Source organism: Halarsenatibacter silvermanii, from assembly GCF_900103135.1.
GTDB classification, from domain to species: Bacteria; Bacillota; Halanaerobiia; order Halanaerobiales; family Halarsenatibacteraceae; genus Halarsenatibacter; species Halarsenatibacter silvermanii.
Genome location: NZ_FNGO01000019.1, coordinates 34,262 through 49,228 on the forward strand (window position 1 = coordinate 34,262; position 14,967 = coordinate 49,228).

General features: G+C 40.7%; 11 protein-coding genes, 2 tRNA genes and 1 pseudogene. 4 read left to right on the top strand and 10 right to left on the bottom strand.

The genetic code is table 11. The annotated features are described in order from the left end of the window. Positions 1 to 42: 42 nt before the first annotated feature. Both BLT15_RS09865 and BLT15_RS09870 read left to right on the top strand, forming a co-directional pair. Positions 43 to 435: an ArsR/SmtB family transcription factor gene (locus BLT15_RS09865; RefSeq protein WP_089761192.1), complete on the top strand. Its 393-nt coding sequence runs from the start codon at positions 43 to 45 to the stop codon at positions 433 to 435. Positions 436 to 586: 151 nt separating this feature from the next. Next, on the top strand, positions 587 to 2,827 hold the full coding sequence (locus tag BLT15_RS09870) for a heavy metal translocating P-type ATPase (RefSeq protein ID WP_089761195.1): 2,241 nt from the start codon (positions 587 to 589) through the stop codon (positions 2,825 to 2,827). Between the two features lie 60 nt (positions 2,828 to 2,887). On the opposite strand, the gene BLT15_RS09875 is transcribed toward BLT15_RS09870, so the two are convergent. The 6 genes from BLT15_RS09875 to BLT15_RS09905 form a co-directional block, all read right to left on the bottom strand. Continuing rightward, entirely contained in the window at positions 2,888 to 4,255 is a 1,368-nt protein-coding gene (locus BLT15_RS09875) for an alanine/glycine:cation symporter family protein (protein ID WP_089761198.1), read from the bottom strand. A 318-nt stretch (positions 4,256 to 4,573) separates the two neighbouring features. After that, positions 4,574 to 5,821 (bottom strand): glycosyltransferase family 4 protein, encoded by a 1,248-nt coding sequence (locus BLT15_RS09880; RefSeq protein ID WP_089761200.1) that lies wholly within the window; start codon positions 5,819 to 5,821, stop codon positions 4,574 to 4,576. Positions 5,822 to 6,224: 403 nt separating this feature from the next. Further along, positions 6,225 to 6,301 (bottom strand) — tRNA-Cys (locus tag BLT15_RS09890). A 69-nt stretch (positions 6,302 to 6,370) separates the two neighbouring features. Beyond that, positions 6,371 to 7,306 (bottom strand): AEC family transporter, encoded by a 936-nt coding sequence (locus BLT15_RS09895; RefSeq protein WP_089761205.1) that lies wholly within the window; start codon positions 7,304 to 7,306, stop codon positions 6,371 to 6,373. 88 nt (positions 7,307 to 7,394) lie between these two features. Beyond that, on the bottom strand, positions 7,395 to 8,387 hold the full coding sequence (locus BLT15_RS09900) for an ADP-ribosylglycohydrolase family protein (protein WP_089761207.1): 993 nt from the start codon (positions 8,385 to 8,387) through the stop codon (positions 7,395 to 7,397). 365 nt (positions 8,388 to 8,752) lie between these two features. Beyond that, positions 8,753 to 9,838 carry a DUF362 domain-containing protein gene (locus BLT15_RS09905; RefSeq protein ID WP_089761209.1) on the bottom strand — a complete coding sequence of 362 codons (1,086 nt, stop codon included), beginning with the start codon at positions 9,836 to 9,838 and terminating at the stop codon, positions 8,753 to 8,755. A 259-nt stretch (positions 9,839 to 10,097) separates the two neighbouring features. On the opposite strand from BLT15_RS09905, the gene BLT15_RS09910 reads away from it, so the two are divergent. Beyond that, a tRNA-Arg gene (locus BLT15_RS09910) sits at positions 10,098 to 10,174 on the top strand. A gap of 545 nt (positions 10,175 to 10,719) precedes the next feature. Here BLT15_RS09910 and BLT15_RS09915 read toward each other — a convergent pair. The 3 genes from BLT15_RS09915 to BLT15_RS13550 form a co-directional block, all read right to left on the bottom strand. Continuing rightward, positions 10,720 to 11,811 (bottom strand): hypothetical protein, encoded by a 1,092-nt coding sequence (locus BLT15_RS09915; protein ID WP_089761211.1) that lies wholly within the window; start codon positions 11,809 to 11,811, stop codon positions 10,720 to 10,722. Between the two features lie 202 nt (positions 11,812 to 12,013). Beyond that, positions 12,014 to 12,475 (bottom strand): hypothetical protein, encoded by a 462-nt coding sequence (locus BLT15_RS09920; RefSeq protein ID WP_159429897.1) that lies wholly within the window; start codon positions 12,473 to 12,475, stop codon positions 12,014 to 12,016. A 718-nt stretch (positions 12,476 to 13,193) separates the two neighbouring features. Then, the gene (locus BLT15_RS13550) at positions 13,194 to 13,877 is read right to left on the bottom strand and encodes a hypothetical protein (protein ID WP_234985586.1); all 684 of its coding nucleotides are present in this window, start codon (positions 13,875 to 13,877) and stop codon (positions 13,194 to 13,196) included. Positions 13,878 to 14,022: 145 nt separating this feature from the next. Between BLT15_RS13550 and BLT15_RS13555 the strand changes: the two genes are divergently transcribed. Continuing rightward, complete coding sequence (locus BLT15_RS13555; RefSeq protein WP_234985587.1) at positions 14,023 to 14,226, top strand: hypothetical protein; 204 nt, start codon at positions 14,023 to 14,025, stop codon at positions 14,224 to 14,226. A gap of 215 nt (positions 14,227 to 14,441) precedes the next feature. On the opposite strand, the pseudogene BLT15_RS13835 reads toward BLT15_RS13555, so the two are convergent. Beyond that, positions 14,442 to 14,510 (bottom strand): annotated as a pseudogene (locus BLT15_RS13835) (zinc ribbon domain-containing protein); the annotation flags it as partial. Positions 14,511 to 14,967 lie beyond the last annotated feature (457 nt).

Genomic DNA, 14,967 nt, shown 5'->3' on the forward strand with positions numbered 1-14,967 from the left:
ATAATTAAAATCAATACAGAAATTCTTCAGGAGATGAAAAAAATGGGTGATGAACAGCAGCAAAATATAGATGTTCAGGAAGAAAAAGACTTTGAAACCTGCCAGCATTACTGCCCTCACTGGGATAAAATCGAGTCACTGGAGAATGATAACCTGGCCAGGGGTGAAGTTAAGGAACTGGCATCAACTTTCAAGGTGCTGGGAGATCCGACCAGGTTGAGAATAATAAACGCTCTCGCCCGGGAAGAACTCTGTGTCTGTGATATCAGTGAACTTCTGGATATGAGTCAGTCGGCCATCTCCCATCAACTGAAAAAACTGCGCGATCTTGATCTGGTTAAATATCGAAAAGAAGGTAGAGTGGTCTATTATTCTCTGAGCGATGATCACATACTTCAGCTTTTCTGTCAGGGATTGAATCATGTGCGGGAGTAAATTTTTTCTCTCCGAGATCGCCAGTTCTTTTTAAACTTTGACAGAGAAACGAATTTATCCTATAATTGAAGACAACATATGAATAAACGTGCATATATTTTTATCATTTATATGAATATCTGTTCAAACATTGAATTTTTGGGGGTATTGCATGCTGCAAAAAAAATTTGAAATCGACGGTTTGAGCTGTGTTGACTGTTCATTGAAAATCGAAAAAGAAGTGAATAATTTATCCGAGGTCGAGCGGGCCGATCTGAATTTCGCCACGAAAGAGCTCAAATTAAAAATAGAAAACTCCGAACAGCTGGAACAGAACAGGATCAGCAAAAAGATCAAAGATATCGTGAACAGGATAGAAAACGACGCCAGAGTTGTGCCTAAAGATTCAAATTCAAACCACGACCGTAATATCGGCCCTGGAAAATCATCTGCCGCGGACAGGAATACTTTCAGGAGAATACTGACGGGTTTAAGCTTTCTTAAGTTTAAAATTTTGAGATTGACAGCCGGAGTCCTTCTGTTGGCAGCAGCTTTACTGCTCAATGCTGGAACTGCTGTCACTCTCTTTCTCTATCTGTCAGCTTATGCAGTCACCGGTTATAAAGTCCTGATCAAAACGGTTAAAAACGGAATCAGCGGCAATTTTTTCGATGAGAATTTTCTTATGACGATAGCAACTCTGGGAGCTTTCGTCATTGGTGAATATCCCGAAGGTGTGGCTGTAATGCTATTTTATGAAACCGGTGAGACAGTTAAAGACGCTGCTGTCAACCGCTCGCGCCAATCAATTAAAGCGCTTCTCGATATCAAACCGGAAATAGCTCATTTAAAAATGGATAAAGGGATAAAGACCGTTTCTCCAGAAGAGGTAAATATTGGCGATGAGATCATCGCAAAGCCCGGCGAAAGAATTCCGCTGGATGGGGTGGTCGTAAACGGGGAATCGGCAGTGGACACCTCGGCTCTGACCGGAGAATCGGTGCCCGAAACCAAACGCCCCGGTGACGATGTGCTCAGCGGCTCCATCAATAAAAGCGGAACTCTGACGTTAAAAGTGAAAGAGGAGTTTTCCGATTCTACGGTAAACAAAATTCTGCGGCTGGTCGAAGAAGCTGCCGGCCGCAAAGCAAAAACAGAAAGATTCATAACCAAATTCGCCCATTATTATACTCCTGCGGTTGTTCTGGCAGCAGCCCTGCTGGCAACAATTCCCCCGCTAATACTGGAAGGAGCAGCCTTCAGCAGCTGGATTTACAGAGCGCTGATCTTTCTGGTCATATCCTGTCCCTGTGCGCTGGTAATCTCCATTCCCCTGGGATTTTTTGGAGGGCTCGGATCCGCCTCCCGGCAGGGGGTGCTGATAAAAGGTGCAAACTATCTGGAAGCCTTAAACGATGTCTCGACTGTGGTGATGGATAAGACAGGCACGATAACAAGAGGAGTTTTTGAAGTCAACCAGATCCTGCCGGCGGCCAATATATCGCGCTCTGAGCTTCTTAAAACAGCCGCGGCAGCCGAACTAAACTCCAACCATCCCATAGCTGAAGCTCTCCGCAAAAGCGCCGGCGAGCTGCCGATAAAGCAGGACGATATAGATAATTATCGGGAAATGGCCGGTCGGGGCGTAACTGCCACCATAAAGGGAGAGGAAATACTGGTAGGAAACGATAAACTTATGGAGGAAAAAAATGTCGATTATATCTCTTCTGACTCCGGCCGAACCCGGGTTCACGTGGCAGCTGACGGAAATTATCTCGGCAGGATAGAAATTTCCGATCGTCTCAAGCCCGACAGCCTGAATATTATCTCAAATCTTCTGGATAACGGCACCAGGGTGGTAATGCTCACCGGAGACAGCAGGGAAGCAGCTGCAGAACTGGCAGAGAAAGCAGGGCTGGAAGAATATTTTGCCGAACTGCTTCCTGACGATAAAGTCGAGAAGCTGGAAAAAATCATCCGCGACAGCAAGAAAAAAACGGCATTTATAGGTGATGGAATCAACGATGCACCCGTTCTGGCCCGGGCTGATATTGGCATCTCGATGGGCGGTCTGGGGTCCGATGCCGCGGTGGAAGCTTCCGATGTCGTGTTGATGAATGACCGCCTATCAGATTTTCAAGCCGCTCTGAATGTAGCCGGGTCGACCCGCCGGATAGTGATGGAAAATATTATTATGGCTCTGGGCATCAAAGGAATATTTCTGCTGCTGGGAGCTTTTGGTTTAGCCACGATGTGGGGGGCGGTCTTTGCCGATGTGGGAGTGGCGCTGCTGGCGGTTCTTAATTCAGCCCGCCTGATAAAAAGTAAGTCAGACTACCCTCATTCGCCTTACCCATCCACTGAAATAACAGATAAAAAGCAGCCTCCTCAATCATCTTTTGGTGATTCCTGATGAAAGGAGGCCGCTTATCAGACGCTTAATTTCAATTTTAGATTTTAAGAGATTAACGGATTACTCTTCGGCCGGGCGAGTAAGCTCTTCCATGTAATTGTCCTTCTCTTTGGCCACAACTCCGGCCAGCACTATCAAAGCTATCAGGTTGGGAGCTGCCATCAAACCATTGAGCGTGTCAGCCAGCAGCCATATCGGTTCTAAGGCACCTACCGCTCCTAGAAAAAGGAAGCCCAGAAACAGAAAGCGATAGGGTACTACTACTCCCTTACCGAATATATACCGCCAGCTCTCCTCCCCGTAAAAAGACCAGGTCAGCATGGTGGTGTAGGCAAATATGATGATGCTGGTGTTTATGATATAACCTCCCGGACCTGGCAGGCCTCTGGAAAAACCTTCAGCCGCCAGCACCGCTCCCGTTTCACCGGTACCAAGAGCGCCGGTCAAAAGAACTACCAGAGCTGTAATGGTTCCTACAATTATCGTATCTATAAATACTTCCCAGATACCCCACATGCCCTGACGGGTAGGTTTGTTGCGGGCCTGAGCGTGAATTATCGAAGCTGCTCCCAGGCCGGCTTCGTTGGAAAAGACTCCGCGGGCAACACCGAAGCGCACCGCCATCCTGACAGTAGCTCCTGCAAAACCACCGAAGGCCGAAGCCGGTGTAAAAGCTTTGGTGAAAATATCGGCAAAAACAGCCGGCACCGAACCGATATGCAAAATTATGATCAAACCGCCGCCGATAAAGTAAAATATAGCCATGATCGGCACCAGTCGTTCAGCAACACGACCAATTCTTTTAACTCCGCCAAGGATAACAAGGGCCACAAAAAAGACCACAAGAATGCCGGTCAACCAGGTGGGAACCGCAAAGCCGTCTTCAGCAGCATGTGCCAGCGTGTTCGACTGAACCATATTGCCGATACCAAAAGCAGCTATGCCGGCAAAGAAAGCATAAAGAACAGCCAGCCATTTCCATTTGCCACCCATACCGTTTTGAATATAATACATAACTCCACCGGTAAAATCATCTTCACCTTTTTTCTCACGGTATTTTATTCCCAGCTGGGCCTCGGCAAATTTGGTGGCCATGCCGAAGAGAGCACATATCCACATCCAGAAAATAGCTCCCGGACCTCCAAGCGAGAGAGCGGTGCTGACCCCCGCAATGTTTCCCACACCCAGGGTGGCCGCCATAGCCGAGCTTATCGCCTGAAAGGAGCTCAAAACTCCGCCTTCATCTTCAGCTTCTTTGCTAAAATATCTTCCGAAACTCTGATCCCAGGATAATTTAAAATGAGTAAATTGAAAAAAGTTCAATCTGACTGTCAGGTACACGCCGGTACCAACCAGCAAAATTAAAAAAGGCGGTCCCCAAACCACTGCATTAACCGCATCATTCAACTCCAGGAGCGATTCAATCATCTTTATTCCCCCTATTTTTATTATATGCAGCCGATTAAAATATCCGCAGTTTAAAGCATTTTTATATTTTTCAGCACCACTCCCTTTACTGCTTTTATAGAAATGATAGGGGAAATTGTTGTCAGTATAAGTTATTATAATTAAATAAGTTTAAAAATAATATTTTTATTACTAGTATAATTTTATATTAAAACTATCGATCATTATTATAATTGTATATCATGATCTGCAACTCCTGCAAAAAAAATTAAAAATTTCATAAAATTTTAATGACAATTGAATACGCCGATGATCGATCATTATCACCGGCAGTAATGGTCAAAAATAATCTTCCAGCCGCCGAAAAACCCCCTCCCAGCCCAGCGATCTAACAGCCTCTCTATACTCCTTATCTGCGAGGAATGAAAAATCCTCTGACTCTGTAATTTGAGCCTGTAGTGCCCGGGCCAGCCTCTTTTCAAAATTTTTCATGCCTTTCTCGGATGGAATATCAACATTTTTCAAGGGGGGCAGTTTTACTTTTTGAAGCACTGACTTTTCCTGAATTACTTCCGGCAGATAATTCGAAACTCCGGGTATATCGCTGGTTACCACCCTGAGACCGCAGGCCAGTGCCTCCAGGATAACCAGAGCAAATCCTTCATAAAAGGAAGGCAGGCAAAAGATGCTGGCCTGGCGAAGCCTCTCTCCCACCTCGTGCTGGGGCAGAAGTCCTGTCAGTTCAACCGAAAAATCCGCCGATTCAGCAAGCTGACAGATTAATTCTTTTTCTTTTCCCTGGCCGGAACCGATCAAAGTCAGCTTCACGTTTTTATTTTCGGTAGAAGTCAGAGCCCGCTCCAGGGCTCTCAGCAGCGAAATTACGCCTTTAGAACGGCTCAGCTTGCCCACGTAAACGATTTCAATTTCATCGTCTTCTTTCCGGGAGGAAATGTCCTCCCGACCGGGAAAATAAAAATTATCCTGATTATAGCCAAGTCCTGTGACAGCTATTTTATTTTCATCAACCTCAAGCATATCAACAATCTGACGCTTCTGATATTTATTGAGAGCAAATATTTTGTCCAGTCTTTCCGTTCCTCTTTTTATTCTATCCGCGAAGCGGGGATTTTTTTGAAGCTGCCTTAATCCTGTGCCGTGAGAGATTCCTATGACTTTCAACCCGGTAAACTTTTTAGCAACCTCAGCTGTAACAAGCCAGAGATGATGGGCAAGAATAGTGGGGGCCTCAAATTCACCTACAGCCCTTTCAATCTGCTCAAGATAGGATTTCAACAATTTTTTCTCTTCATTTTTCGTCAGAGAAGAATATCTCCGGGATTGATAGGGCATATTATCGCTCATTCCGAAGATGGGAAAATCCAGACGGCCGTTAAGAAATTTCACCGGCCAGTAATCCTCCCTGAAGTCTGCGCAGTCCTCTTCTGCACTTCCTTTTTGTGCTGCAGCTACAACCGCCTGATCATATTCCCGGCGGTGAGCCTGACGGTAGATTGACTGTAAGTACATACCGCTGCCGGTGCAGGCCGGCCTCTGTCCCAGAACCTGGATCAATTCTGCTGACATTTTTATCCCCCTGCCTGCGATGTATATAGAGATATGGTCCTCCTCCGAAACAGCTGGGTAAATTTCTATATTTACTGTATAATCAAGGTTGCTTATAACCTTGATTGTTGGTTTCAAAAAGCATCGTAAGCTATAAAGCGGGGTGATACTGGAAATTTTTCAAGGCTCGGGTCAGCTCCCTGGCCAAAAAAATTGTATCCCTGGCTCAGGATCTGCCGGTCTGAACTTAAAGCTCAGGGAAATGCTTTTGCGAAGGAAGCACTATTTTTTGGCCGAAAACTAAACCTAAACCCAGGAAAAATTTCATCGTGAACAGAGCATTATAGCCTGCGATGATAAGCAACATGAATATGACTAAAACTATATTAAACCAGCTGATATGGAGAAGATCAAAAAATATAAATGGAGGCGAGGGCTGGATTTGAACCAGCAATCGGGGACCTGCGGTCCCCCGCCTTAACCGGGTTTGGCCACCTCGCCTCAATTGTGAATTTTTTTCTTTTATCAGTATCTATTTTAGAAGATTTTCCCTCGGCTGTCAAGAACAGCTCAGAAAACAATTACTGCCACTGCTGTTATGAAAGGAATAGTGAAGAGGCTCAATAGAGTGGTTATAAAGACTCCTTCAGAGGCCAGCCGATGGTCTCCCGAAAAGCGCGCAGCAAAAATAACGCTGTTGGCAGCTGCGGGCATCGCTATCTGCAAAGTTATCACTGAAGCCAGTATTGCTGGCAGCGAAACCAGCCGGAAAACTGCCAGAGCTGCCAGGGGAAAAACCAAAAGTTTGAATAAGCTCAGGCCCAGCAGCTCAGGTTTTACAATCAGTCTGCGCAGTTCCATCCCGTAAAGTGAAGCACCTATGACTATCATGGAGAAGGGAAAAGTTGCATCGCCGATCAAATTGATAGCTTCCGCCAGAGCTCCCGGCACCTCTATTCCCGTCAGCAGGATAAAAAAGCCGACGCCCAGAGCCAGTGTTCCGTTATTTTTGAATATCTGTAACATTCTGGCAGGCTTCATGCTTTCACCTTTCTCCTGCAATATGTATATTCCATAAGTCCAGATAACCGCGTTAAAAGGAATCTGTCCTATCGAACCGTAAAAAACCCCGTATTCGGGAAATATAGCCCCCAGAACCGGAAGTCCCATATAACCGATATTAGAAAAAATCATCAGGAACTTTATGGTCTGTCTGTGCCGCGGAGAGCCCGACAATCTTTTGGACGTCAGCGAGGCGAGCAGGACGATGATAAAATATACTCCCGCCCAGCCGGCCAAAAGCAGCAGAACATTCTGCAGCATCTCCCCCTCTATATCAACCATCATAGCTGAAATTATCATAAATGGTAGTATATAATCCAGAAGCAGATCAAATAAAAATTCTCTATCCCGCTCTTTTATGATCCCTTTTTTGCGCAGATAATAACCGAAAAAAAGAATCAAAAAGAGGGCCAGTATTTGATTTAAAAGCGGCATGAATGGCATATCGTTTCCCTCACCCTTTTATAATATAATACTTCCCCAGGCCAGCCCTATCAAACCGAGAAAAGCCAGTTTAAAATCCATCTTTCAACTACTTCCGATGCTGCAAAAGCTCTCCGGCAACTTCTTTTAAATTCAAATCATTGACTTCTTCAACTTTGTTTTTATAATAATCGGGAATCTCTCTGGCCCCTGTATATGCTCCAGCAATTCCGCCGGCAATAGCACCAATTGTATCGCAGTCACCGCCCAGGTTGGCAGCAATAAAAGCAGCTTCAATTGGATCTCCCTGAGCCAATTTCACTATCGCCAGAGAAGTAGGTACACTTTCAGGAACTGACACTCCCGCACCAACAACATTATACAATTTTTCCAGAGCTTCTTCCTGCAAAGAACTATCTTCGATTATCTGAAAAGCCAGATAAGTTCGTTCAATAACGGACGGATCAAATACCCCTCTTCCTCTTCTATAACCCATGCGCATGGCTTTGATCGCATTATTAAAAACCCGATCTAAAGAATCTGAGGTCATGGCTGTAGAAATCGCAGCTGCCACGCCCGAAGCTCCTGCTATAGCAACATCGGTATGATGAGTGGGAAGACATACTTCCTCTACGGCATCTACTAAACTCTCGAAATCTTTCTCTGATTTCAGGATACCAATCGGTGAGATCCGCATAGCTGCCCCATTGGTATTGCCAAATTTACCTGTTTCTTCCACCGGCTCACCATCTTTAATTTTCTGAAGTGCTCTGCGGGAACTCGGCCCCAGCTGGTTATTTTCTAAAGCATTATTTTCCTTCACCCATTCCAGCAGATTATCGGCAATTTTACGAGCTTCTATCTCACCTTCGGACTGAATTACAGCCTCAGCTATTTTGAGGGCCTGATTTGTATCATCGGTAATCTCGCCCGCTTCCATCCCTTCAGCTACAAAATGGCCATCCGGCCCGGGCATAAAATCGGTAATTTCTCCAAAATGTCTCTTTACCTTCTGCCTGGGCCACAACTCAGAAGGCATTCCCAGAGCATCACCAATTGCCACTCCCAGCAAAGTTCCGTAAGCCTGATCGATTAATGACATATTATTTCTCCTCTCAGAAATTTTTGACTTCCCCTTTTTTCTCCAGATGCCGCTTCGGTTAAAATTTCTATCATATCTTTTGTTGAAAATATATCCGAGCTCAAGTAATATAGTATTGTTTATGGCGGAGTAAAATGCAGATAATCGCAGCTAAAATTACGGAGATACAGCTAATAAACAAAAGACATCTCCAGCCATCCCGAATAAGCCCCCTGAATACCCAAAATTCGGGAGATAATAGAAAGGATGCTGAAGATGCCTCAAATAGATTATATCAAAATTGAGCGAAAAAGAAAGGAGTTAAAATAATAATTCTAATCCTGTTCCAATAAAACTTAACTTTAAAGAGCCCGCCCCCTGATTTTTTAAGTCAGCTGCTCTTTTATTTTTCTACTGTACTCCCTGCCTTCTTCATTATCGCTTATTAGCCTTATCTGCTCGGGCCGACCCACTCCGAGCCCAATTTCAGCCGCGCGAGCTATCTGCTCAAGTTCAAAAACAGGCGTTTTCATTATCACATCTTTAGCGCCCAGTTCTTTGAGAACTGAAACTCCAGCAGCATCGACGGCAACCGGGTCTCCGCTGACCAGGGTTACATCAGCCTGTACCCGCTCTCCTGAGGAAGGTCCTCCATCTGTAAATGCTTCTACTCCATCTATAACGTATATATCGGGATCATAGGCCAGATTTATTTCGGCTATGAGATCTCTCATATTGTCAGAACCATGCAGCTCATCCATATAATTCGTGTCGACTCTGGGAATTATGCCCACAGCCAGTTTGAGAGCCATGGTAAATTGACCGCCGAACTGATGAGTTTTCAAACAGCCTGCTGCTACTATGTGATCGACCTCATGCAGTATGCGAGGAATGTGAAAGCCATCTCTCCAGTTGAGATCATCATGCTGAAAATGAATGAGTTCGTCATCTGATACCTGGTCGAAATTTACGACTTCTACTCCTTTTTCCTGAGCCAGCTCAAAAATTCCCTTTTCTTTCATCACTTCTTCTGTGTTGGGGGGACCGCTGCGCTCCCCGATAATTATCTCACCGGCGCCTTCTTTCTGCAGCCAATCGATTATAGCTGTGAGAGTATCATTATGAGTTGAACCTGGAGCAGGATCGGCAGTGTTGAAATTGGGTTTGATGAGCACGCTATCCCCTTCAACTTCGGGCGGAGACATGAGCTCAAAACTTCTCTGGACAGCCTCGCGACGATCATCTGTCCTGATAAGACCTACCTCGGCTTTCTCACCTGATTCCGCGCTAATATTTCCGCTAAAAAGATAGGGCATCAGGCTAAATCCGGCCATCATAGCTCCTCCTCTGACTATAAATTCTCTTCTATTCATGGCAGAAAAAATCTCATTCTCATCTTCCCGGGAGTTTTTACTATCGGAAATAGAGGTAGACTCTTTATGATTCGGCTGTTCTCCATAAAAATCATCCACAGTGAACCCCCCTCCAAAAACTTTATTATTTTGCTTAATTTTAATTATAGCAGTAATTATCAGGAAAAGAAAACTCAGAGGGTGGGGAGCAAAGATATAACTGTTTTAGCACCACCTCAAGCAACAGAGAAGAAAGTTCTCCTGTTAAACAATATAGAATATGAAAAATAATTGACCGGTGTTGGAGTTGACAACCGGGGTTTTTTTTATTAAAATGAGTGATGCAGGATAAAGGTTAATAAATATAATTAATTATTTTGCGCCTGTAGCTCAATTGGATAGAGCGGCTGACTACGGATCAGCAGGTTGGGGGTTCGAGTCCTCCCAGGCGCACCATTGCTATGTCAACAAACAAAGCAACTCCGCTTATTATGTAAAAACTGATTGTACTGCTATTCAAATTCCGGGCTGTAAAAGGCCCGGTTTTTAATTTGTTCTAAAAATTCATGCTATGTTTGTGGTGGATATTAAAAGACGCTATGCGAGTAATATTTACCTCTTGAATCAACCTAATTTAGCCTTTTTTAATCGCGGTAGCTTAAGTATGGCATTAGCAAATTGTTTGCATTTAAAAATCGGTTGAATAAAAATACTGCTGTAAATTGAATAAATGGGTTTATTGGTCTAATTAAAATTTAGGGTCTTGCAGCAAGAAATCCGAAAAATTTTACATGTAAATGTAAGCAGATAATTGAGAATGCATTATGGCAGATAGATACGGACAGACGGAAGAGGATATAGAGTAGTTGGTCAGAGTGGGAGTCAAATAGCTCGAGATAATATATTTTCCTCCCCTGAATAACTTGTAAAACACCAGTAAAACCGACGTTTTTGCTATTTATTGAATTTTTGTTTTGTGAACTTAAATTAGTTGTATTAACTTATAAAATCAAATTATAAATCTCCTCACATTCATTTATAGTTAATTTTATTTTGCGTTTGATATTTTCATTATTCACAGAAAACCAGCTATATTCCGCATTAAAGTCCTCAATTCTAATCATTCTTTTTAGAGTTTTTATATCTAATTTTATGTTTGCCCAGGGATTTTGATAAAGAACTATACCTGTAGTAAAAGCAAAAATAACTCCTGACCATTTATGACTCGGATTTTCATTTGTTGGCCTGAAATATCCAGGCTTATCTAATTCTTTAAAATCTCGCCTTTGAGCATATTTTAAAGAAGTTCTGTCTTTAATAATTTTCATCTTAGGTTCCCCATAAAAACTTTGCCATAAACCGAAATTGCCAGTAATATAGTTATTTTTAAATTTTTTTGAAACATAAGGTTTAGTTGCTTCCTTTTTGATGTTTAATTCATCTGAAATTAAATCCACCCACAAGATATTATAGTTGCCGTCTATTGTTTGTTTGGCATATTTTTTATTGCTCACTATTCTATTGCGTAATCTTCCAATAAAATGTATAATATTTTCGGTTTCTCCTGTAGTTGGTCTAATAATTTCTGTATATATATCCAGAAGAGATGTCGATTTTTTCTCTTGTTGAAAAAGAGAAGATTTTTTCTGCTCTTCTTCATTTTTTATGCGAGGTGTAAAAACTTCAATGAAAATAGATTTATCTTCTTTGCAACAGGCCTCAAAATCAGGGCTTTTATCACTATCTTTTTTAACTATATTTACATTAAAATTTGAATTTATTAACCTATATAAAGTTCTTATTTCTCCCAAAGCTCCTATGACATTATTAAAATTATCATTAAAATCCATTATTCTTTCTTCCCATATTCGTTTGAACCAGTCATTCTTTGTATTTTTGACATTGATTATTGCTCTTAATGTGTATTTTGCATATTTTAAGCTGCCAGGTCTAAGCTTTGGGTTCTCAAGTGTACCTATAATTTTCTTGACAGGGTGTTTTCGATAACTTTTGTTTTTAGCAAAAACTTTTTTCTCAAATTCATTTTTTTTAACCAGTTCTTTTAAAATGTCTAAATTATCTATTTCGATCACCCCTTAAGTGATAAATGAACAAATTAAAATAATGGATTCAATGCGAAAAGTCATTTTATCCTTAATTCGATGGATAGGGAGCTTGCTATGCTGGGGATTATAATTTTGAATCTTGTTTAAATGGACTTTATGCAGTACAAACAATAATAGGATTAAAAATAAAAATATTCGAATTGCTTTTTTGCATAATGTTAAGGCTATATCATTTAACTTCTTTTCTCTCAGTTCTATAAACATTATCCACAGTTGAGTAAAACTCTACTACCATAGACTGAAAATCAGTTTCCGGTAATATATAGATCATACCTGGAGCGCCCCCCGGGGTAAATCGCAGGGAATCATTTTCAATCCAATCTTCATTTTCAGTCAAATATTCCAACTCATCAGTATCATAAACGATTCCTTCTTCCTTAATTGCCATTATCTCACTAAGTTCAGCAGAATTTGTTTTTTCTATAGCAACATCTGACGGCCTTTTTCCAGTTATACCTACCAGGGTAAAATTTTCGTTCAATTCTTTTAAATTTTCGAGCGTTAACTTTTTGTCATAATAATTATTCAATAATTGCTTTTCGCTTTCAGTGTAATCTATATCAATAAATTGATTATCTTTTTTGTTGCTCATATAAAAGGTGTGAGTGGTTTCTTCTTCCTCTAATTTCATAGCCTCAGCAATCATCTTCTCCCCAAAAATTGTATTCTGTTTCCGTCCTGTCATCAATGTAAGTAGCATTATCAGTCATATCATTCGAAGCGAAAGAATTGAGACTTAATGAAAGCAATAAAATCAAAGTTATAGATAAACATAATATTTTTTCATAATTATCCCTCCATAGAAAATAAATAATTAATTATGCTGCATTCCTATAAATTTTACATCTGCTCCTTACACTGAAGTTAATCTTAAACCCAATATAAAACCAATTATCACCCCTAGAACACTTAAGACTAACCCTGCTATTGCTAAGCCTGTTTTTTTGTTGAAAATGTTACATTTTTAACCCTTCAGCCGGAAACCGCTTTATATATCGGCTCTTAGCGGCATTCTTAGTGTGTAATACCCTATGGCGGGAATAATTTTCCGATATAAGCGGCATCATTTCCGGAAAAAATTAATTTTGGCCGGCATTACTGGCATAGTAAGCATTAACAGGATTATGTGAGTACATACTTTTAACAATATAATTATCCTTTTATCAGCTCTCAGCGATGTTTTACTCCCTGGCAGAAATAAATATAAGCGGATAGTTAATTAAAAAATAATTTTGACCAACTTTGCTGCCCCTCAATCGGCGGTTGCAAGAAAATCAGAACACACATTTAAAGCTAGTTGTTTTAAAACTCTATTTTGGATATTTTACTTCTACAAGCCATTTATTCACTCATCTATAATTTGGATGAGCCCAAAAATAGTCAGCTACATTTGGCAAGTTTTCTCTTAAAAATCTATCCCAATTAATCTCGTTATAAGTTTGTCGACTAAACTCAATCGTAATAATATTGGTGTTATTTTCTTGGCCTTTCTGGTCTATTAAAACCATATACCATTCAATTTTTAGAGTTGATATATCTTCTCTTTCTTCAAAAACTTGCTTAATAATATCTTCTGTGTTATCCATTATTCCTCCACGAGTCATTCCTGTTGTAAAATTTTCATCGCCTTGAAGGCGTAAATTTAATACATTATTGTTTTGGCCTTCTGCCCAAAAATCTACAATTCTTTTGTAACCTGTATTTGTTGAGTGGCCAGCAGTTGAACTAATTAAATGATCAACATAATCATTCATGTCTTTTTCCGCAACTGGAGTTTTTTCAGGTTCTACCTCTTCTTTATCATCTTGAACTAAATCTTCCTCTAAACGACTAAAGCTTGCTTTAATTACTTTATCTTTACTTAATTCTTCAATAGCTGTTTCAGCGCTATCAATTTCTTCATCTCCAATTTGCAATTTATCAAATTCCCATTCCTCTTCAGGCTCTGCTTCAATTTCAATATTCTCATTTTCATAGAACTGATGGGTGCCTGATGATGGTGTAATTTTTCCTTCTCCCTGAGCAACCTCCAAATTTACCTCAACTATATGTTCTTCATTAATTGTATCAATTTCTTCTTCAATTTCTTCTCTGCTAAAAGGATAATCTTCATCTTCATCCCAATGTTCTAAAGCTGTCTCATAACTATCTGCAGCTTCTGAATAATTACCTGCTTCTTTGTATTCTCTAGCCTCCTCAATTTCTTCTGATATATCTACCTCTTCAGCAGGAACAAATATTATTATCGCAATAAATGCAACTGCCCAAAGAACTCCAATTCCCTTACCTACCTTGGAAAACTTATTAGATTTAAAGACTAAAATAGCTCCCAGAGGAGGAATGAATATATTTAATAAAATAAATATAACTTTTACAAAATAATATGTTATTTTACTTTTTTTATTAGATTGTAATGCTGCTATATCATCATATGTAAACCTTTCTTCATCGCTTTCCTCTTTATCTAATGACCCATCTCCTTCTGGTTCATCTTTTTCTACTTCTTCTTCAAAAGCCTCTTCAATATCTTCTTTATTCTTATCAGCTTCGTTTTCGGTTTCAGAATTATCTTTGTCCTCAGAATAAAAATTCAGTTTCTCACCGCAATTATAACAATAATTAGCACCATCTTTGTTTTCCTCACCGCATTCTGGACAATAAATAATAACCCTCCTTTCGTTTCCTTATGACAATCTCGGCAATACGTAATACACCTCTAAATTATTTATAAACCAATAAAATCAAAGTCCATCCTCATTGTATCAAACAGATCATCACCCATAATATCATCAACAATTATTCTGCTAGGAGGGTGTTGAAAAACCCCCATGTGTACAAGACAAATTTCGCCGCAGTTTTCATCATGAAAACTCCCATAAACCCTGTTAATGCAGGCAACTATGTGGTATAATATAATTAAGTAAAGGGTTGAATTTAATACATATATGGGGGCAAAAATTCATGATGGGCAAGAAGTCTTCCCAGAAATCTTTTCATGATGCTGATTACATCTGTGAAGACGTAGTACCGAAAGATAGTTTTTATCATTCCTTACATCGTTTGGGGTCTTCTTTGTTTGATGATGAAGATTTTGCTGAAATGTACTGTGAAGATAATGGCCGT

What these genes read in the sequence shown, in the direction of transcription:
- BLT15_RS09920 (WP_159429897.1), bottom strand. Translation starts at nt 12,475, where the DNA reads ATGAAATTAGAGGAAGAAGAAACCACTCACACCTTTTATATGAGCAAC.
- BLT15_RS09875 (WP_089761198.1), bottom strand. Translation starts at nt 4,255, where the DNA reads ATGATTGAATCGCTCCTGGAGTTGAATGATGCGGTTAATGCAGTGGTT.
- BLT15_RS09900 (WP_089761207.1), bottom strand. Translation starts at nt 8,387, where the DNA reads ATGTCATTAATCGATCAGGCTTACGGAACTTTGCTGGGAGTGGCAATT.
- BLT15_RS09865 (WP_089761192.1), top strand. Translation starts at nt 43, where the DNA reads ATGGGTGATGAACAGCAGCAAAATATAGATGTTCAGGAAGAAAAAGAC.
- BLT15_RS09870 (WP_089761195.1), top strand. Translation starts at nt 587, where the DNA reads ATGCTGCAAAAAAAATTTGAAATCGACGGTTTGAGCTGTGTTGACTGT.
- BLT15_RS09880 (WP_089761200.1), bottom strand. Translation starts at nt 5,821, where the DNA reads ATGTCAGCAGAATTGATCCAGGTTCTGGGACAGAGGCCGGCCTGCACC.
- BLT15_RS09895 (WP_089761205.1), bottom strand. Translation starts at nt 7,306, where the DNA reads ATGCCATTCATGCCGCTTTTAAATCAAATACTGGCCCTCTTTTTGATT.